The sequence below is a fragment of the Candidatus Avoscillospira sp. LCP25S3_F1 genome (assembly GCF_052117125.1).
Taxonomy (GTDB): domain Bacteria; phylum Bacillota; class Clostridia; order Oscillospirales; family Oscillospiraceae; genus Avoscillospira_A.
The window spans coordinates 18,876-38,423 of the sequence record NZ_JBQKJT010000007.1 but is presented as its reverse complement, the minus strand read 5'-3'; the positions used below and the strand labels follow the sequence as shown (position 1 = coordinate 38,423).

17 protein-coding genes are annotated in these 19,548 nt (G+C 58.7%); all 17 read right to left on the bottom strand.

What is annotated here, in order from left to right; translation table 11 throughout:
* Nucleotides 1-47: 47 nt before the first annotated feature.
* The gene (locus tag ACTQ33_RS07745; protein ID WP_441463609.1) at nucleotides 48-497 is read right to left on the bottom strand and encodes a YhbY family RNA-binding protein; all 450 of its coding nucleotides are present in this window, start codon (nucleotides 495-497) and stop codon (nucleotides 48-50) included.
* Nucleotides 484-1,086 carry an XTP/dITP diphosphatase gene (locus tag ACTQ33_RS07740; RefSeq protein WP_441463607.1) on the bottom strand — a complete coding sequence of 201 codons (603 nt, stop codon included), beginning with the start codon at nucleotides 1,084-1,086 and terminating at the stop codon, nucleotides 484-486. Before ACTQ33_RS07740 ends, ACTQ33_RS07745 begins: the two co-directional genes overlap by 14 nt.
* Entirely contained in the window at nucleotides 1,083-1,799 is a 717-nt protein-coding gene (gene rph, locus ACTQ33_RS07735; RefSeq protein WP_441463605.1) for a ribonuclease PH, read from the bottom strand. Before rph ends, ACTQ33_RS07740 begins: the two co-directional genes overlap by 4 nt.
* A 12-nt stretch (nucleotides 1,800-1,811) precedes the next feature.
* A complete protein-coding gene (gene ftsY / locus ACTQ33_RS07730) occupies nucleotides 1,812-2,717 on the bottom strand; it encodes a signal recognition particle-docking protein FtsY (RefSeq protein WP_441463603.1) in 906 nt (301 codons plus the stop codon).
* 22 nt (nucleotides 2,718-2,739) lie between these two features.
* On the bottom strand, nucleotides 2,740-6,306 hold the full coding sequence (gene smc / locus ACTQ33_RS07725; RefSeq protein WP_441463601.1) for a chromosome segregation protein SMC: 3,567 nt from the start codon (nucleotides 6,304-6,306) through the stop codon (nucleotides 2,740-2,742).
* 26 nt (nucleotides 6,307-6,332) lie between these two features.
* Complete coding sequence (locus tag ACTQ33_RS07720; RefSeq protein WP_441463599.1) at nucleotides 6,333-7,355, bottom strand: elongator complex protein 3; 1,023 nt, start codon at nucleotides 7,353-7,355, stop codon at nucleotides 6,333-6,335.
* A gap of 48 nt (nucleotides 7,356-7,403) precedes the next feature.
* Nucleotides 7,404-8,084, bottom strand: a complete 681-nt coding sequence (rnc, locus tag ACTQ33_RS07715) for a ribonuclease III (RefSeq protein WP_441463923.1) — start codon at nucleotides 8,082-8,084, stop codon at nucleotides 7,404-7,406.
* Complete coding sequence (gene plsX / locus ACTQ33_RS07710) at nucleotides 8,077-9,114, bottom strand: phosphate acyltransferase PlsX (protein WP_441463597.1); 1,038 nt, start codon at nucleotides 9,112-9,114, stop codon at nucleotides 8,077-8,079. The genes rnc and plsX overlap by 8 nt, the downstream gene beginning before the upstream one ends.
* Nucleotides 9,115-9,129: 15 nt before the next feature.
* Entirely contained in the window at nucleotides 9,130-10,434 is a 1,305-nt protein-coding gene (gene trmFO, locus ACTQ33_RS07705) for a methylenetetrahydrofolate--tRNA-(uracil(54)-C(5))-methyltransferase (FADH(2)-oxidizing) TrmFO (RefSeq protein WP_441463596.1), read from the bottom strand.
* Nucleotides 10,431-12,788 carry a type I DNA topoisomerase gene (gene topA / locus ACTQ33_RS07700; protein WP_441463594.1) on the bottom strand — a complete coding sequence of 786 codons (2,358 nt, stop codon included), beginning with the start codon at nucleotides 12,786-12,788 and terminating at the stop codon, nucleotides 10,431-10,433. The genes trmFO and topA overlap by 4 nt, the downstream gene beginning before the upstream one ends.
* Before the next feature lie 44 nt (nucleotides 12,789-12,832).
* Nucleotides 12,833-14,137, bottom strand: a complete 1,305-nt coding sequence (gene dprA, locus ACTQ33_RS07695) for a DNA-processing protein DprA (RefSeq protein WP_441463592.1) — start codon at nucleotides 14,135-14,137, stop codon at nucleotides 12,833-12,835.
* Nucleotides 14,138-14,158: 21 nt separating this feature from the next.
* Nucleotides 14,159-14,917: a TrmH family RNA methyltransferase gene (locus ACTQ33_RS07690; protein ID WP_441463590.1), complete on the bottom strand. Its 759-nt coding sequence runs from the start codon at nucleotides 14,915-14,917 to the stop codon at nucleotides 14,159-14,161.
* Entirely contained in the window at nucleotides 14,914-15,561 is a 648-nt protein-coding gene (locus ACTQ33_RS07685; protein WP_441463588.1) for a potassium channel family protein, read from the bottom strand. The genes ACTQ33_RS07690 and ACTQ33_RS07685 overlap by 4 nt, the downstream gene beginning before the upstream one ends.
* Nucleotides 15,562-15,571: 10 nt before the next feature.
* On the bottom strand, nucleotides 15,572-16,954 hold the full coding sequence (locus ACTQ33_RS07680) for a TrkH family potassium uptake protein (protein ID WP_441463586.1): 1,383 nt from the start codon (nucleotides 16,952-16,954) through the stop codon (nucleotides 15,572-15,574).
* Between the two features lie 285 nt (nucleotides 16,955-17,239).
* Nucleotides 17,240-18,640: a M56 family metallopeptidase gene (locus ACTQ33_RS07675; protein WP_441463584.1), complete on the bottom strand. Its 1,401-nt coding sequence runs from the start codon at nucleotides 18,638-18,640 to the stop codon at nucleotides 17,240-17,242.
* Nucleotides 18,637-19,014 (bottom strand): BlaI/MecI/CopY family transcriptional regulator, encoded by a 378-nt coding sequence (locus tag ACTQ33_RS07670; protein ID WP_441463582.1) that lies wholly within the window; start codon nucleotides 19,012-19,014, stop codon nucleotides 18,637-18,639. The genes ACTQ33_RS07675 and ACTQ33_RS07670 overlap by 4 nt, the downstream gene beginning before the upstream one ends.
* A 61-nt stretch (nucleotides 19,015-19,075) precedes the next feature.
* Nucleotides 19,076-19,540, bottom strand: a complete 465-nt coding sequence (locus ACTQ33_RS07665) for a hypothetical protein (RefSeq protein ID WP_441463580.1) — start codon at nucleotides 19,538-19,540, stop codon at nucleotides 19,076-19,078.
* Nucleotides 19,541-19,548: the final 8 nt, after the last annotated feature.

The following is a 19,548-nucleotide window of genomic DNA, read 5'->3' as shown; positions in this document are numbered from 1 at the left end:
ACACGCCCCCAATTCTTACAATTTCGTACCGCCATCGGCGGCGGCCCTTATTTTTTGCGTTCCTTGGCCGCGGCAATGGCAGCCTCCTTAAAATAGGCGTTGCGCTTCTCCCGCTCTTCTCTGGCCTTCTTGCGGCGTGCCTGGACACCGGCCCGGACAGGGTTGACTTTCTTGGCCGCCTTAGCCTTGGCCTTCTCTTTGGCCCGTTCCGCCTGACGCTGGGCCTCCAGCTTCTTGGAAAACCGGTAGATGACAAACTTGGAGCCCACGCACTGGATTCCGTCGGCGCCGGTGGCCTCACAGATGGCATCGGACACTTCCCGAGCGCTCATCAGGGCCGTCTCCAGGACCCGGCCCTTGACCAGTTCCCGGGCATCCAGCAGGGTTTCGGCCTGGGCGATGACGTTTTCCGTCACACCGCCTTTGCCCACCATCAAAACTGTGTCCAGCGTATTGGCTTTGGAGCGCAGCTCCGCCCGTTCCTTACTTGTCAACATATTGTAACTCCTTGTTCAACTGTTCTGTAAACCGCTCCAAAGCCTTGGCTCTGTGCGAAATTCGATTCTTTTCCTCGGCAGGCAGCTCCCCAAAGGTTTGCCCCAGAGACGGCACCAAAAAGATCGGATCATAGCCGAAGCCGCCGTCACCCCGGACCTCCCTGGTGATGACGCCCTCGCATTCGCCCCGAGCCTGAATTTCCCGTCCGTCCGGGAAACAGGCGGTGATGACGCTGACAAACCGGGCAGTCCGCCGGTCGTCCGGCACCTGTTCCATATTTTTCAACAGATAGGCCGTCCGGGCCTCATCGCTGTCCAGTCCGCCGTACCGGGCCGAATAGACGCCGGGCGCGCCGTCCAGAGCGTCCACCACCAGGCCGCTGTCATCGGCGATAGCCGGCAAACCGCTGGCCTTCATGACGGCCATGGCCTTGAGACAGGAGTTCTCTTCAAAGGTCGTTCCTGTCTCCTCCACTTCCAGATCGATGCCTACCTGAGACTCCAGCAGCACCTCCACCGGTATGTCCCGCAGCATAGTCTGTAATTCCCGCAGCTTTCCTTTATTTTTACTTGCCAATACCAGTTTCATACCAGTTCCCCCAGCACGGCCTTCTGCATGGCATGCAGCTCGGCGTTGCCCTTGGCGCACAGGCGGACCAGTGCTTGCTGCTCCTCCAGCGTAAAGGGCCGTTCCTCACCGGTTCCCTGCAATTCAATGATGCGGCCGTCGTCGCTCATAACACAGTTTAAATCCACCATGGCGTTGGAGTCCTCCTCATAGCACAGGTCCAACAGCAGTTCATCGTGGACAATACCGGCGGATACGCCCGCCACATAGCCCTTGAGGGGCATGGCCTCGATCTTTCCCTCCTCCAGCAGCTTGCGGCAGGCCAGAGCCAATGCCACAAAACCACCGGTGACGGAGGCGGTACGGGTACCGCCGTCACCCTGGAGCACGTCGCAGTCAATAGTGATGGTATGTTCGCCCAACAGTTCCAAATCCACAGCACTGCGAAGTGCACGGCCAATCAATCTCTGAATCTCGGCGCTTCTGGGGGCCAGCTTCAATTTGCTGACGTCCCGCTTGGTCCGTTCCCGGTTGGCCCGGGGCAGCATGGAATACTCCGCCGTAATCCAGCCGCCGGACTGGACGTGGGGCGGCACCCGCTCCTCCACCGAAGCGCAGCACAAAACCATGGTATTGCCCATCTCAATGAGGCAGCTGCCCTCGGCGAATTTGGAAAAGCCGGTAGTCAGCTTCACCGGCCGAATGGCGTCGTTGGTTCTTCCGTCGATTCGCATGGCGACCCTCCTTTAAATCAGCGCGTCTACAAACGCACGGGCGTCGAAGGGCATGAGATCGTCGATCTGCTCGCCGACGCCGATATACTTTACGGGAATTTGCAGCACATCGGCCACAGCAATGACAATGCCGCCTTTGGCCGTACCGTCCAGTTTTGTCAGAACCATGCCGGTGACGCCGGCAATCTCCTGGAACTGCTTGGCCTGAATGAGACCATTCTGCCCGGTAGTACCGTCCAGCACCAGCAGCACTTCCTTGTCAGCCTCCGGCAGCTCCCGCTCCAGAATACGGGCAATCTTGCCCAGCTCGTTCATAAGGTTCTGCTTGTTGTGGAGCCGTCCGGCCGTATCGCAGAGGATGATATCGGTGCCTCTGGCCCGGGCCGCGGCGATGGCATCATAGACCACCGAAGCCGGATCGGCGCCTTCGTGCTGGCGAACAATCTCCACCCCGCTGCGCTCTGCCCAGATTTCCAACTGGTCGGCAGCGGCGGCCCGGAAGGTGTCGGCGGCGCACAGCAAAACCTTTTTCCCCTCTTCCCGCAAGTGGTTGGCCATTTTGCCGATGGTGGTGGTCTTGCCCACACCATTGACGCCGATGACCAGGACCACAGACGGCTTGGTGGTGGCTTTCAGCGCCGTGTCGCCCACTTGCAGCATCTCCACCAGAATATCCTTGAGAGCGTTGCGGACAGCATCGTTGTCCTTGAGCTTCTGTTCCTTCACCCGGCGGCGCAGCTGTTCCACAGCCTTGGTTGCCGTCTCCACGCCCAGGTCTGCCAGAATCAGGCTTTCTTCCAATTCCTCATAGAACTCCTCGTCGATGGTGGCAAAGCCGGAGAAAATCTCGCCGAGAGACGACTCCATGGCCTTACGGGTTTTGGTGAGTCCTGTTTTGATTTTGTCGAAAAATCCCATGGTATCCTACCTTTTCCGCCGGTCAAATGCCCAGCTCTTTTGTCATTTGCTCCATATCGATATGGAGGATGGTGGAGACTCCCTGCTCCTGCATGGTGACGCCGTAGAGGACGTCCGCCGCCTCCATGGTCCCCCGCCGGTGGGTGATTACAATAAACTGTGTCTCCCGGCACAGATTTCTCAAATAGGTGGCAAACCGATGGACGTTGCTGTCGTCCAGGGCCGCATCAATTTCGTCCAGCAGGCAAAACGGCGTGGGGCGTACCTGCAAAATGGCGAAATACAATGCAATCGCCACAAAGGCTTTCTCGCCGCCCGACAGCAGCGTCAGTGTTTTCAGCTGCTTCCCAGGCGGCTGCACCTGGATTTCGATGCCACAGCCCAACGGGTCCTGGGCGTCTTCCAATTCCAGGGAAGCCTTGCCGCCGCCAAACATCTCACGGAACGTCTCGGCAAAGTGCGCGTTGATCCGGTCAAACTCCCGGACAAAGATTTCCGTCATCTCCTGCGTCAAGGAGTCGATGATATCCGTCAGTTCTCCCCGGGCCTGCAGCACATCCTGCCGCTGGCCATCCAGAAACGCATGCCGTTCGGAAACTCGATCATATTCCTCAATGGCCCCCAAATTGGGTGTACCCAGTGCGCTGAGTTTCCGCTTGAGATTCTGAATCTCCCGCCCAGTCTCGGCGTCGGTCTGGATGGGCGCAGCCACCGCTGCCGCTGTAGTGGGCGTCAGCTCATACGTATCCCACAGACGGTCGATAATCTGTTTTTCCTCCAGTTCCGCCGTGGTCCGTTTCTGTTCCAGGCGGGCGCACTCCCGCTCCAGCAGCAGAATCTCCTTATTTCGCTCCTGGGCGGCTTTCTCCGTCCGGGTTTTTCTGGCTTCCAGCTGCATCCGGTTCGATAACGCCTGCCGCAGCTGCTCGCGCTTCTGCTCCAACGTCTGTACCACGCCTTCCCGGCGGGCAACAATGGTCCGCGCCTGATCGGCAAACACCTGTAATTCCTGTTGCTGTTGCTGCTGTAACAGCAGTTTGGCGTCCCGCTGGTCCTCCAGCTGATCTTGCAGCGCCGTCAGCTGCTCCAAAGCATCACGGGCTGTACGCTCTCCCGTCTCCAGAGATGCGGCTTCCAGCCGCAGCGCCGTATGTTGTTCCTGTACGGCAGCGTATTGGGCGGCCGTCTTCTGTTGGTCCGTCTCTGCGTCCACAATCTGCTGTTGCAGCTGCTCCCGGCATTGGGTCAATTCTGTCAGCTGCTCCGCCAGCTCCTGCCGCCGTTGGGCCGTTCCGGCCTGTCCCCGGTCCGCCGCCGCCTCTTCCCGGCGGCGCTGCTCCAGCTGCTCAGCGGCATTTTCAGCTACCAACTGCCGCTGACGTACCTCGCCTTCCAGACGGAGGACCTGGTCCTCTGCCGCTCGCAGCTGGGCTTCCGATTGGGCCAGCTGGCTGTCAGCCTCACACTGGGCCTCCTGGGCCTGCCGCAATTTCCGGTCCAACTGTTCCTGTTCCTGGCGCAGTTCCGCCGTCTCGTTCTCCAGTCGCTGTAACTGATTGGCCCGGGATAGAATACCCACATTGCGGGCCGTCGAGCCGCCGGTCATGGAACCGCCGGCATGGAGCACCTGACCGTCCAGCGTGACGATCCGGAAACGGTGTCCATAGGCGCGAGCCATGGCAATGGCGTTGTCCATGGTCTCCACAATGACGGTTTTCCCCAGGAGGTTGGAGAAAATCTCCCCATACCGTTCGTCACAAGTCAGCAAATCCACAGCGACACCCACAAATCCGCGGCACTGTTCCAGGCCCCGCTCCTGCAACCGGCGGCCCCGGATGGTTTCCAGGGGCAGGAAGGTGGCCCGTCCGCCGTCGCGCCGCTTCAGCAGTGCAATAGCGGCCTTGCCATCCTCCTCCGCCGTGACCACAATTTGCTGCATAGCCGGGCCCAGAGCCGTCTCCATGGCTACGGTATACGCTTCCTCTGTTTGCAGCAGCTTGGACACAGGGCCGTGGATATGCGCCAGCCGCCCCCGTTCCGCTTCCTGCATGACAATACGCACCGCCTTGGAAAAGCCCTCGTACTCCTGCTCCAATTCCCGCAGCATCCGCAGTCTTGCCATAGCCGCATCCAGGACCTTACCTGATTCGGCCCGCTTCTGCTGTACCGTCTCCAGGGCGGTCCGTCGGTTGTCCGCCCGCAGTCTGTGGCCTGCCACAGCATTGGCCGTTTCTGTCGCCGCCTGCCGTGCCGCTTCCAGTTGTCCCTGGGCCTGATTGCGCTGTTCCATTGCGTCGGCCAGTCTGGCCTCCGCTTCCGCCGTCTGCCGGACCAAATCACTTTTGCGGCTCTCCTGTTCCGTCAGAGATTGTTCCAGCGTTTCCTGTTCCCGGTGGCAGTTGTCCAATCGCGCCGCCACAGCCGTTTGCTCCAGTTGCAGCTGGTGCAGATGGTCCTGGGCCGACTGGGCCTGCCGCTCCCAGCGGTACAGAGTTTCCTCCATGGCCTCCAGTTCTTCGGCACATTGGCTCCGCCGCTGCCGCAATTCGGCCAGCTGCGTCTCCCGTTCCGCCATCTGACTGCGCAAGCCGCCGGAACGGTCTGCCTGCTGGGCCAGTTCCCGGCCGATCTGCTCCAATGTCTCCTGGCGGTTGGCTTGGTTGGTCTCCAGAACCGCCTGTTCGCTGTCATAGCGATGGATCGTATTCTCCAGGCTGTCAACGGAACTGCGCAGACCGTCCGTGCGCTGGTCCTGCTCCCGCAGTTCTTGGCCTAAGGCTTCCGCCGTCTTATACAGGCCCTCCAGCCCATCATGGGCCTGCTGCAACTGGTCGGCAGCGGCAGCGTGGTCGTCCCGTGCCTTGCAGGCCGCCTCTCCCAGTCGGGCCAGCTGGGCCAGCCACAGAGCCGTCTCCTGTTCTTTCAGCGCTTGCCGCAATTCCAGATACATCCGGGCCTGTTCCGCCTGCCGGCGCAGCGGTTCCAGCTGCAACTCCAACTCCGCAATCTTATCGCCGATGCGAAGCAGATTGTCCTCGGTACCCGCCAGACGCCGTTCCGTTTCCTCCTTGCGGTGGCGATACTTGGAAATTCCTGCCGCCTCCTCAAAAATCTCACGGCGGTCGGTGCTCTTGACCGCCAGGATTTCATCAATGCGGCCCTGGCCGATATTGGAGTAACCCTCCCGGCCCAGGCCCGTGTCCATCAGCAGTTCATGGATATCCCGCAGGCGGGCCGACTGCCGGTTGATGTAGTACTCGCTCTCGCCGCTGCGGTAATACCGGCGGGTGATCATGACCTCCGGCGCGTCCACCCGCAAGGACCCGTCTCCATTATCCAGCAGCAGCGCCGCTTCGGCAAAGCCCACCTGAGCCCGTTTGGCCGTGCCGCCGAAGATGACGTCCTCCATTTTGGCGCCTCGCAGACTGCGGGAGCTCTGCTCGCCCAAAACCCAGCTGACGGCGTCGGAGATATTGGACTTGCCGCTGCCGTTGGGCCCCACAATGGCGGTGATATCGTGGCCGAACTGCACAACGGTCTTATCAGGGAAGGACTTGAAGCCCTGCATCTCCAGCGATTTTAAGTACACGGTGCGTCCATCCCCTTTCCACGGTCTTATCTGTTTATTTTATCAAGACTTTCCGACGATTGCAAGCGGATTTCCCAATCTTCCATGGGTTCCTGGACGATCCGCAGACTGTGCAGGCCATACCGCTGCCGCAGCCAGTTGATGTTGCACCGTTTTTGCCCCGTCATCAGGCTGACGCGGTTGGGCGCAACGGCCAGCACCGTGTCGCTGCCCGGCGTCACCGTCTCCAGCAGCGCCTGGGCCCGGTTGCGGTAGACGCGGCTCTTGACCAGCTCCCCCAATGCCGGGTGATATGGTCCGGCCACCACCGACTTTGCCAGTTCCTCAGACGGCTGCAATCCAATGCGCAGCACAGGAATAGCACGGCGCAAGAAGCATTCCAGAATCTCCGCTCCTAAGGCCGTTGCTTCCTCCAGTGTCTGGGGACGATACGACCCGTCCGCATACCGTTCCGCAAGCACCGTCCCCCGGACCACCACCGTGGGATAGAGCCGAACGCCGTCCGGCTGCAACGCCGCCAGCGCCCAGGCTGTTTTTAAAGCGCTTTCATCGGTTTGCGCCGGTAAGCCGGTCATCATCTGCAACACAACGGAAAATCCATACTGCCGCAGCAGCGCCACCGCCGGGGCCACCACCTCTCTGCCGTGTCCGCGTCCGGACGCTTTGAGAACCGCATCGTCCATGGACTGGCATCCCAATTCCACTGTGCGGACACCGCCTCGCCACAGACGCTCCAGCGTCTCCGGTGTGATGGTGTCGGGCCGAGTAGAAACCCGGACAGAGCCAACGGCCTTCGTCCGGAGAAACGGCCCAACGGCGTCCAGCAGTTCCTGCTGCTGTTCCGCGGGAATGGCTGTAAAGCTTCCGCCGTAAAAGGCAACCTCCGCCCCCTGGCCCGCCAGAGGCAGCGCTTCTGTCAGCAGCCGTGTCACATCCGTCGCCGTGACCGGACGGTGACAGCCGGAAATGGTCCGCTGGTCGCAAAAAACACACTGATGGGGACAGCCCCAATGGGGTACAAAAATGGGAAGAATACGATTGCGCGCCATGGTTCCTCCAAAAAGGGCGCAGAGTTGTCTCTGCGCCCGTGATCGATTTCATTCATTGGGATACAGCTTTTCAATGGCCTGCTCCGCCGCCGCCTGTTCAGCCCGCTTCTTGCTGGAGCCGCTGCCGATGCCCACCACTTCCCCGTTGAGGGTGACCTCCACCCGGAAGGTCTTGTCATGGTCGGGGCCGGACTCCGTCAGCAGCGTATAGGCCAAAACCTGGTTCTTTTTCCGTTGCACCAGTTCCTGCAAAGCCGTCTTATAGTCGCAGTTGCGGGGCCTGCCCTTGGGAACATCCGTCAGGATGAGCCGGTCAATGATCCCCTTGGCCGCCTGAAATCCGCCGTCCAGATAAGCCGCCGCGATGACGGACTCCACGGCGTCGGCATTGATGCTGTTGCGGGTGCGGCCGCCGCCCTGCTCCTCACCATGGCCCAGCAGTAAATGCTTGCCAAGGCCCAGCTTGGCCGCCACTTGGGCCAAGCTCACCTCACAGACCAAGTCGGCCCGCATCCTGGTCAGATCACCTTCGGGATGGTCGGGGCACTTGCGGTACAAGTACTCCGCCACCACAAAGCCCAGGATGGAATCTCCCAAAAATTCCAGACGCTCATTGCTGGCCAGACTGTTTTTCCACTTCTCATTGGCGTAGGAACTGTGGGTCAGAGCGTTTTCCAGCAGCCGCCTGTCCCGGAACGTATAGCCCAGCGCCTTTTCCAATTCACTCAGCATGGTCCAACTCCTTTGGAACGGTCAGATACTCCATATTGGCCTCGATGGCTCCCACCAGATCGCTCTGCACCGTCTCCACGGCCTGCCGCACCGCATGAAACACAGCCAACTCATCGGAGGAGCCGTGGGCCTTGATGACGGGCTTAGTGACCCCCAGGAACGGCGTGCCGCCCACCTCCCGGTAGTCCATTTTCTGCTTCAGTTCCCCCAGGCCCTTCTTGCAGAACAAGGCGGCCAATTTGGTCAGGCTGTTCTGGAGAAATACCTTTTTCATTTCGCCGGTGACCAGCTTGGCCGTACCCTCCATGGTTTTCAGGAGGATGTTGCCGGAGAATCCGTCGGCTACCACCACATCGGCGCCGCCCAGCGGGACATCCCGCGCTTCCACGTTGCCGATAAATTGAATGGCTCCCGCCTCCGACAGCCGCTGCAGCAGGCCATAGGTCTGGCGTTGCAGCTCCGTACCCTTGGAGTCCTCAGCGCCGATATTCAGCAAGCCCACCCGGGGATGCTCGATACCCAATGTAGCCTTGGCATAGAAAGAACCCATACAGGCGAATTGCAGGAGAAATTCCGGTGTACACTCGGCATTGGCGCCGCAGTCGATGAGGACACAGCGGCCCGTGGCCGTAGGCAGAATGGGCGCCATGGCCGCCCGGCGAATGCCGGGAATACGTTTGACAATCAGCGTAGCCGCCGTCAGGACAGCGCCGGTGCTGCCGGCGGAGATAAAGGCATCGCCCTTGCCTTCCGACAACATCCGCAAACCCACCACCATGGAGGAGTCGCGGCGCTTGCGGACCACTGTGGCCGGGTCGTCGTGCATGTCTACCACGTCCTCGGCGTTGGCCACTTCTACACCCTTGGGAAGGTTGGTAATGCCTTGCTGCTCCAGCGCCTTGAGGATATCCGCACCACGGCCCACCAGGACCACTTCGGTATTCAACTCCCGGGCCGCGCGTACAGCGCCGGAGACGACGGCGTTGGGGGCGTTGTCTCCACCCATGGCGTCAATGATGATTCTCATGACCGCGCTCCTTTCTCACAGTATTGGTAACATGGCGTCAATCCGCTCCAGGGCCCGGTTGGCAATGGCCAGGTTTTTATTGGCCTTGCCCTTTACTCGGTAGCCCAAAGGCTCGATGATGCCGAAATTCACATTCATGGGCTGGAAGTCGCCGACGCTGCCCTCGCTGATGTACCAGGCCAGTGCGCCAATGGCCGTCTCTCTGGAAAACTCCGGCAAGGGCTTCTCCTGGACCTTGGCCGCCATGGCCAGAGCCGCCAGAAAACCGGATGCCGTAGATTCCACATAGCCCTCTACGCCGGTCATCTGCCCGGCAAAAGCCACCAGCGGGTTCCGCCGGTCGGCATAGTACCGGTCCAGCAGCTGAGGCGAGTTGAGGAACGTATTGCGGTGCATAACACCGTACCGGACAAACTCCGCATTGCGCAATGCTGGAATCATAGAAAACACTCGTTTCTGTTCCGGGAATCGCAGGTGGGTCTGGAAGCCTACCAGGTTATAGACCGTACCGGCGGCGTTATCCTTGCGCAGCTGCACAACGGCATAGGGTTCCATCCCGGTGGCGGGATTTTTCAGTCCCACCGGCTTTAACGGTCCATAGCGCAGCGTATCCACACCCCGGCGGGCCATTACCTCCACAGGCATACAGCCCTCAAAAACCATTTTATCCTCGAAGCCGTGGACTTCGGCCTCCTCCGCTGTTTTCAGTGCTTCCACAAAAGCCAGATACTGCTCCTGATCCATGGCGCAGTTGATATAGTCGGCGGTGCCCCGGTCGTACCGGGAGGCAAACCAGGCCTGTTCCATATCGATGGACTCGGCAGACACCAGCGGAGCGGCGGCATCAAAGAAATTCATATAGTCCGCACCACCGAAATAGTTGTGGATGGCCTCACTTAGGGCGTCGCTGGTGAGCGGGCCCGTGGCGATAATGACAGGGCCTTCCGGCACCTCTGTCACCTCGGCCTCGGTCACATGGATGTGGGGATGGCTGCGAATGCGTTCCGTCACTAGCGCCGAAAAGCCGTGACGGTCCACCGCCAACGCGCCGCCCGCCTCCACACGGGTTTCCTCGGCGCACCGGAGAATCAAGCTACCGCAACGGCGCAGCTCCTCCTTCAACAGGCCCACAGCGTTTTCCAGACGGTCTCCCCGCAAAGAGTTGGAGCAGACCAACTCGGCAAAATCCGCGCTGTGATGGGCCGGGGTCATCTTGTGGGGTTTCATTTCCACCAGTTCCACATCAATGCCCCTCTGGGCCAGCTGCCACGCAGCCTCGCACCCAGCCAAGCCCGCGCCCACTACGGTCACAATACTCATGCGGTCTCTCCCTTCTTGCCGTCCTCATCCTGCTTCTTGGCCGTCTTTTTCGTGGCCGCTGTCTTTTTGGCGGTCGTCGCCTTTTTGGCGGCGGTGCTCTTCTTTTCGTCGGTCTTCTTGGCCGCCGCCGCTTTTTTAGTGGTGGATTTCTTGGCCGCTGTCTTGGTGGGCGCTGTCTCGTTGTCAGCTGCGGCGGTTTCGCCCTCCGTCTGCCCTTCCGTCTCGGCGGCCGCCTGTCCCGGCTTCTTCCGATAACCACGCTGGTCCTCCGGCAGGAAGTTCTCGCATTTCTCATTGATACAGAAAGGCTTCATATGGCCGCGGCCCGACTTCTTGAACATGGTTTGACCACAAACAGGGCAATCCAGCTCTGTTGGCACATCCCAGGACATAAATCCACACTCGGCCCCCTGCTCACAGGCATAATAAGCATAGCCTTTTTTGGACTTGCGCTTGAGCATGCCGCTGCCGCACTTGGGACACCGGCCCGGCATCCGCTCCACGATGGGTTTCGTATTCTTGCACTCCGGGTAACCGGGGCAAGCCAGGAACCGGCCGAAGCGGCCTGTCTTGACTACCATATTCCGGCCGCAGACCTCACAGATCTCGTCGGTGACCTCCTCCGGCACCTTGAGACGCACGTCCTTCAGTGCCTCCTCGGCATCGGCCAACTCCTTGCTGAAATCCGTGTAAAAATCAGCCAAGACCTTTTTCCAGGGCAGCTTGCCCTCCTCCACCTGGTCCAGCTTCCGTTCCATACCGGCGGTAAATTCCACGTCCACAATGTCATTGAATCGCTCCACCATCAAGCCGTTGACCACCTCGCCCAAGGGCGTAGGCGACAGGCGCTTGTCCTGCTTGATGACATACTCCCGGTCCTCAATGGTGGAAATTATGGTGGCATAGGTGGACGGACGGCCCACGCCCTTTTCCTCCATGGCACGAACCAGGGTGGCCTCGGTGTACCGGGCCGGAGGCTGGGTGAAATGCTGATCCTGCATGGTGTCCACCCGCTTCAATGGCTCATCCTCGGTCAGGTCCGGCAGCGGGGACTGAACTTCCTCGGCTTCATCGTCTTTTCCCTCTTCATAGACGGCGGTAAAGCCGGCGAATTTCAGACTCTGGTGGTTGGCCCGGAACACGTTGTCGCCGCAGGTGGCTTCGATGGCAATGGCGTCATAGAGCGCATTGGCCATCTGGCAGGCCACAAACCGGCTCCAGATCAGCTTGTAGAGCCGGTACTGGTCCTTGGTCAGGTCTCCGGCAATGGTTTCCGGGTCCAGCCGCACATTACTGGGGCGGATGGCTTCGTGGGCGTCCTGGGCAGCGTTCTTCGTCTTGAACTGCCGGTGCGCACCATTGTGATAGGCCGCGCCGTAACGGCTGATAATGAACTCCTGGGCCGCCTCCAGCGCGTCATCGGACAGACGGGTGGAATCGGTACGCATATAGGTGATGAGACCCAACGTCCCCTCGCCGGTAATGTCAATGCCCTCATACAGCTGCTGGGCAATGGCCATGGTGCGTTTGGGGGTCATATTCAGCTTCCGGGACGCCTCCTGCTGTAGGGTAGACGTAATGAAAGGCGGCGCGGGAGAGCGCTTCTTCTCGGTCCGTTTGACACTGGACACCTTGAAGCTGCCCCGTTCCAGAGAGGACACCACCGCCTGGACTTCTTCAAGATTCTTCAATTCCCGCTTTTTGGGGTCGCCGTAAAACCGGGCCTGGAACTTACCGGGCTTGCCCATCCGCTCCAGCACCACATCCAGCGTCCAATACTCCTGAGGCTCAAAGGCACGGATTTCATTCTCCCGATCCACCACCATGCGGGTAGCCACCGACTGGACTCGTCCGGCGGACAGTCCCCGGCGGACTTTCTTCCACAGCAGAGGACTCAGCTGATAGCCCACAATCCGGTCCAGAATCCGCCGGGCCTGCTGGGCGTCTACCAAATCGTAATCGATGCCCCGGGGTGATTCAATGGCTTTGGTGACCACATTTTTCGTAATCTCGTTGAACGTCACCCGCAGTGTCTTCTCGTCGGGAATGTTTAAAAGAGTTTTTAAATGCCAGGAAATGGCCTCGCCTTCCCGGTCCGGGTCGGTGGCCAGATAGATGTTTTCGCTGCCCTTGGCCGCTTTTTTTAAATCGGCAATGACCGCTTCCTTGCCCTTCATGGGGATATAGTGGGGTTCAAAATTATTTTCAAAATCGACGCCCATCTTGCTTTTGGGCAGGTCCCGCAGGTGACCCATACAGGCCTTGACCTGATACTTAGGCCCCAGATATTTACCAATGGTTTTGGCCTTGGACGGGGACTCCACGATCACAAGATTCGTCTGTTCGCTCGCCATGTACGTTCCTCCAACTTGCCGGCATCCACCGGCAGGATTATTGTTTATGACTGGTCCTTGGCCAGCTCATAACGGCTGCCCGGCAGCCGGCGGATATATTGTTTGATCTCCAGCATGGTCAGTGACGCCAGAACGGCACTGGTGTCCATACGGCAGGCGGCTGCCAATTCATCAAGGCACAGGGGCCGCTGCAAATGCAGCAAAATATTCTTCTCGTCGGGTGTCACCCGATCAAGGATGGCTTGTACGTCAATATACCCGTCTGATTTCTCCTTGTCAACGGATTTTTTGTCGGACCGCCTCTTTCCGACGGTTGGACTAGCCACGGTCTGCTGTTCCATAACAGCAGGCGACTCCCGGATTTTGTCCGGTTCCGCCGTCGGGAAAAACGCGTCTTCCTCCTCGTTCTCCTCCCGCAGATATTGCCGCGGCGCTTCCTTGGCTGCCGCAAACGTGGACTTGGCGCTGTAACGGCGAATCCGATTGGGATAGAGATGTTCATATTCCTGCATGACATCCCACCCATCCTCTACCAGGGCCGCCCCCTCCTTCAGCAGGCGATTGCTTCCGGCGCAAGTGGTGACACCGGCGTTTCCGGGCACCACAAAGACATCCCTCCCCTGGTCCAATGCGTGTTGCGCCGTAATCAGCGCACCACTTTTGGCGGGTGCTTCCACAATGACCACACCGCAGGAAAGGCCACTGATAATTCGGTTGCGGACGGGAAAATTGCTGCCCCGTGGTGGCGTCCCCGGCGGGTATTCGCTGATAAGGCAGCCGTGGGCCCGGAGATCATTATAAATCTGCCGGTTTTTGGCCGGATAGACGATATCCAGTCCACAGCCTAGCACACCGATGACCATACGCCCTGTGGGAATCGCGCCGGTCATAGCCATGGCATCGGCGCCATGGGCCATACCGGAGACGACAATGCCACCGCTCATGGCAATCTGATAGCCCAGCCGTTTGGCACAGGCCATGGCATAGGGGGAACAGTGGCGGGAACCGACGATGGCAATGACCGGTTCATCGTCCAAAGCCGGTAAGACGCCGGTATAGTACAGGACCGCAGGCGGGTCCTCGATATTGCGCAGCCGCTGCGGATAGGCCACATCCTGCAACGTGAGAATGTGGATCTCCTTCCGGGCGCAGGAGCGCAGAATTTGCCGCGGCTCCTCCAGGGATTTGTCCAACAATGCCTCGATTTCCTTGGGCGTCAATCTGGCCCGGCGGTATTCCGCTTCACCGGCGTGATAGACATCCTGAGGCGTCTCAAAACAGGAAAGGATTTTTTGAATGGTCCGGTTTCCAATGCCTTTTCTGGTTGTCAGCCAGATCCAATAAAGCATGGCCGCCCCTCCTTCTCTCTCTTATCGCGTTCCCCGCATCTGCCACAGAACAATGGTGGCCGCCACCGCGGCATTGAGGGATTCACAGCGGGGATTCATTGGGATAATGGCCTGCTGCTGGGACAGGGCCAACAGCTCCGGGCTGACGCCCCGGCCTTCGCTGCCGATGACCACCGCCGCCCGCTCCAGGGGTAACGTCCGAATGTCCACGGAGCGCTCCGACAGGGCCGTGGCAATCAGGGGAATTTCCGCTGCCCGGCAGGCCGCAGCAATCTCCTCTCGCCCGGCCATTTGGGGCCGGGTCCGAAAAATCGCCCCCATGGTGGCCCGGACTGTCTTGGGACTGTACGGGTCGGCACATCCCTCAGCCAAAACCACCGGCACTTCCATGGCGTCGGCGGTCCGCAGAATGGTTCCCACATTGCCCGGGTCCTGAATACCGTCGAGAATCAGGCACCCGCCGGTGAGGTGCAGCGGCTCTGGTCGGGGCAGAGCACAGAGGAAGATAGCCCCCTGGGGCGTCTGCATCTGGGAGACGCTCTCCATAACGTCCATGGGCACTCGTGCAACTCGCACCGTATCCGGTACCGGCGGCAGTACCACAGTCTCCGCAGCGATGATGGTTTTCACGCCGGCGTCCCAGCGTAACGCCTCTTCCAGCAGCTTTGTGCCGTCTCCGGCATATTCTCTGCACTGCTGCCGGTAGCTGCGGGAAGTCAGCAGTTTTTTCACATGCCGCAGCAGAGGGTTCTGACGGCTGGTGATCCGCTCCTCCCTCATCGCTTTTGCAGCTTGGCCAGCTGCTCATTGGTGCCCATGGCCACCAGTACCGTACCGGGCTCCATATGGGCGTCGGCGCTGGGCATGACCTGGAGCTTGCCGTTGACTTTGACGGCCAGAACGTTGATGCCATATTTGGCCCGGACATTGAGCTCTCGGATGGATTTTCCCACCCAGCTCTCCGGCACAGCCACATCGGCGATGCCGTAGGTGTCGGACAGCTCAATAAAGTCCAGAATATTGGAGCAGGACAGGTTCTGTGCCAATTTGGCCGCCATTTCCCGTTCAGGAATCACAACCCGGTCGGCACCCACCTTTTCCAGCGCCCGCTTGTATGCTTCGTTGCTGGCCTTACAGATGACCGCCGGTACCCCCAATTCCTTCAAGGTCAGCGTGATGAGAATGCTGGCAGCTAAGTCCTCGCCGATGGCTACAATGGCACACTCAAAATTCCGCACGCCCAGAGCCCGCAGCACCGCTTCGTCCCGGGCGTCGCCTACAGCAGCGTGCGTCACCCGGTCGGAAATCTGCTGAATGTTTTCCTCTTTGGCGTCAATGGCCAGGACCTCATTGCCCAGCTCATAGAGCCTTGTTGCAACCGAGGTGCCGAACCGGCCCAGGCCGATGACAATATACGTTTTCATATGGTCTCTCCTATCCAATGAGCACTTTTGTCTCCGCGTAGTGGTATCGCTCCTGTACCTGACTGCTCATCAGGAAGCCCAGACTGATGGTGGTAATGCCCACCCGTCCAAAGAACATAAATATAATGAGCAGAATCTTGGGGCCCACGTCCAACAGGGGCGTGATTCCTGTGGTCAATCCCACGGTACCCAGGGCTGACGCCGTCTCATAGAAGCACTGTGTAAAGGTGAATCCGCTGCGGGCACTGAGATAGACTGCCCCGCCAAAGGCCAGCGCTACCATCAGCAGCATCACCGTCATGGCCTGACGGATCTGTTCCTGGGAAATGGTCCGATGGAACACCGTCACCCGAGAACGGCCCCGGGCAGCGCTGAGGGTTGCCAGAATCAAAATGCCAACTGTGACAGTCTTGATACCGCCGGCGGTAGAGCCGGCGGAACCGCCAATGAGCATCAGCAGTGACGACACCGCCTGAGAAGGCTCCGACAGTCCCCCCTGGGAGATGGAAGCGAACCCCGCCGTGCGGCAGGTCACCGATTGGAAAAGACAAGCCAGAATCTTTTCCCACACGGTGTATGTCCCGATGGTTTCCAGGTTATTCCACTCCAGCAACGCAAACAGTGCCGCGCCGCCCACAATCAGTGTACCGCTGATGACCAGCACCAGCCGGGTGTGCACGGCCATCTGGCGGCCCTGTTGGTGGAATCGGGACAGATCGGCCCAGACGTAAAAGCCCAAACCGCCCGCCACAATCAGCGTCATAATCACCAGATTGACCACCGGATCGTGGACAAACAGGGACACACTGCTATCGGGCTGCAAAACACCGAAGATATCAAAGCCCGCGTTACAGAACGCCGATACCGCGTGGAAAATGCCGAATCGAAGCGCCTGCCACAGCCCGTACTCTCCCAGGAACCGGATGGTCAGAATCAAGGCTCCGGTGCCTTCAAAGAAAATGGTCCAAATCAGCACTGTGCGCACCAAGTGCACAACGCCGTCCACATTGTTGAGGCTGAAGCCCTGGGCCATGATCAATCGCTGCTGTAAGCCGATTTTCCGGTGCAACAGGAAGAAGAAGACGGAAATCACCGTCATAAAACCCAGGCCGCCGATTTGAATCAGGCACAAAAGGACAATCTGGCCAAAGCCTGTCCACTGGGTATAGGTGTCCACCAGAACCAGGCCCGTTACACAGGTGGCAGACGTGGCGGTGAAGCACGCCGTCAGAAAGCCGCAGCTCTCGCCGCTGCGTGAGGAGATGGGCAGCATCAGCAGAAGCGTCCCCAACAGAATCACGGCAAAAAAGGACAGGACAATATACTGCTCTGTCCGAATTTTATACGATTTTTTCCCGCGACTCATGAGAAATTGCAGTAATTTTTCCCTCAAAACACGACCTCCAAGCACTTGTTTCAGGCCTTCCGTTACCCTTCATCATGTGCATATACATTTATAACATACGCCCATTCCCGTGACAAGTCAATAAAATTTCGCAGGAGACGGGAAAAATTTGTGGATTCGTCCGGAAAAACGCCGCCGCACCGGATAACCGATGCGGCGGATTGGGACTCTGAAAATCAGCTGTTATGGTTCTGCAATGCTGTTGTCCTGCACAAGAATACCACTTTCCAGCAGTTCGTTGAGAATATTGGGACAGTAATAATATTGCGGCTTCTACGGCCCCAGCCAGTGCATGCTCTGAATGTAGTCCTGGTACAGCGTAACCGCCCTCTGCTCCCCTCCACTCCGGTACCACAATATGATAAATGATTCTTGCAGTCCCAGTTCAAAGCCATACAGCAGCTGATTGATACGGTATGCCTCATGCTGCAACAGATAGTTCCAAAGGGCCGTTTCATCGGTGACACGGTAAAAAATCTTGTCCATGCCGGAATCCGTCAGGGTATAGGCTTCCTCCACTGTGATGGTATCTGTAGCGGCGCCATCCAGCAGCAGCGTGGAACACCGCTTCGGCAAATAGCCGACGGTGATATTACCCATGGTAGTGAGCAGCAACGTAAACGCCACCGTTGTCACCACAAAGCCACTGGTCCGCTTGCCGGGATTCATCACTTGCCGCAGCCGGTAGCGCAAGGCCCCGGCAGAGGCCGACAGACAGGTGGTAAAGCCCCGTTGGTCTCCGGCGGTCCGCAGCAGCAGTTCCGCATAGGGGCGGCGGCAATCCCCATCCATGGAATGCAGTACCGTTTCGTCACAGCTCAATTCCAAATCGTCGGCGCTACGCCGCCGGGCCAGCCACATCAGCGGGTTCCACCATCCAAGCGCCGTACAGAACAACAAATAAAATTTTGCTTCACTGTCTCTCCTACCGATATGGACCATTTCGTGGCGGAAAATCAGCTGCAATTCCTCCATGGTGTATGTGCGATCCGGCAGAACAATGCGGGTACTGCGGGAAAACAGGCCAATGGTCATGGGGGTCTGCACTGCGGGCGACCGCACCAGCCGGTAACGCTTTTTACGCTGCCCCGCATGGTCCCGTTCCCGCTCCAGCAGGTTCAGAATGTCCGGCTCCATTACCGGTTGGGCCTGGGAAAGCACCACATGGCGGAATCGCAAATGTGCGCCGATTCCCCACAGCATAACCGCCGCAAATCCTGCCAACCAGACAATTCCCAGTCTCACAAACCACCGTCCCGGCAGCTTCAAAACCACGCGCGGTATGCCGGTGCGGAAAGTGCCATTGGAACAGAGATACAAATAATTGGGCAGCATCCACAGGATAGCGCAAACCGATGGCCGCAGGCGGCGGCGCAGCAAAGGCAAAAACGCCATCAGACACGCTGTATACAAACTCAGCTGTATCAGAATGGTAAACCCCATGGTAAGGATGGTTTCCGCCATGGCCCGCAGCCCAAACTGGTACCACAAAAGCGGTACCAAAACGCCCAGCATTGTCGGCAGCAGCCCCACCGGAAGAAACGGTGTATACCGCAGCTTTTTCGGTTGTATTTCCCGGTCCTCTTCCCGCTCATCATGCAAATACAAGGCCCAGGCCAATGCTGCTGCCAGAATCAATGCAAGAATAACCTTGAGAAGCAGAAAAATGCTCATAGCTGCCCCCTTTCCAGCAGGTCCCGCAGCTGCTGCAGCTCCTCCTCTTTCAGGCCGCTGTCGCACAGCGCCGACGCAAAGGCGGAAAGGCTTCCGCCGCATACTTTATCGATGAACCGGCGGCTCTGACTGGTCAGATAGTCGTGCCGCGTCACCAGTGGCGTATACAGGCTTCGTCTCCCCTCCTTTGCCACGGAGAGAAATTCCTTTTCCACCAGTCGGCTCAGCAATGTCAGCAGTGTTGTCACCGCCATGGGATGGGTCTGTTCCACAATGGCCTCTATGTCGGTACGCGACACCGGCGGTTCACACGCCCATATAGCCTGCATAACCTCCAATTCCGCGTCCGGCAGGCGGCGAATGGTTTCTTTCATGGTCTCACCAACTTTCTACAGTTGTAGTATATTATAATACTACAACTGTAGAACACTCTTGTCAAGTGTTGGGATGGTCTGATTCCTCAATAGACCGTTTAAACAGGAACCAGGTACACACAAAATAACTGAGTAGAAGCAACAGCAGGATTCCCCCCACTGTTCCAATTTGTGCCATCAATGTGCCGAACCCGATATAAGCCGAAATCTCTGCTGAAACAGTCTGCATAAAATAGAGGATGACAGCCCCTGTGACTAGAATTGCAGCACCAACTGGTATCCCGAACCAGACGCCCAGCTGTTGCAGCACCAGGGTCCCAATGCGCCGTTCCTCAACACCCAGCTTGCGGAGCACCGAAAAGCGGTAACGATACTGTCCGGCATCCAAAAGCTGCTGCAACGACAGGACTGTAAGACAAATGACCATCAGCACAACCGCGCCATACAGCATCGCTGCTTGCAGCACAAACATGCTTGCTTTTGTATTGCTGATTTGCAGCGTACGCAGCCGAATGGCATAGTCCACACCGGTGT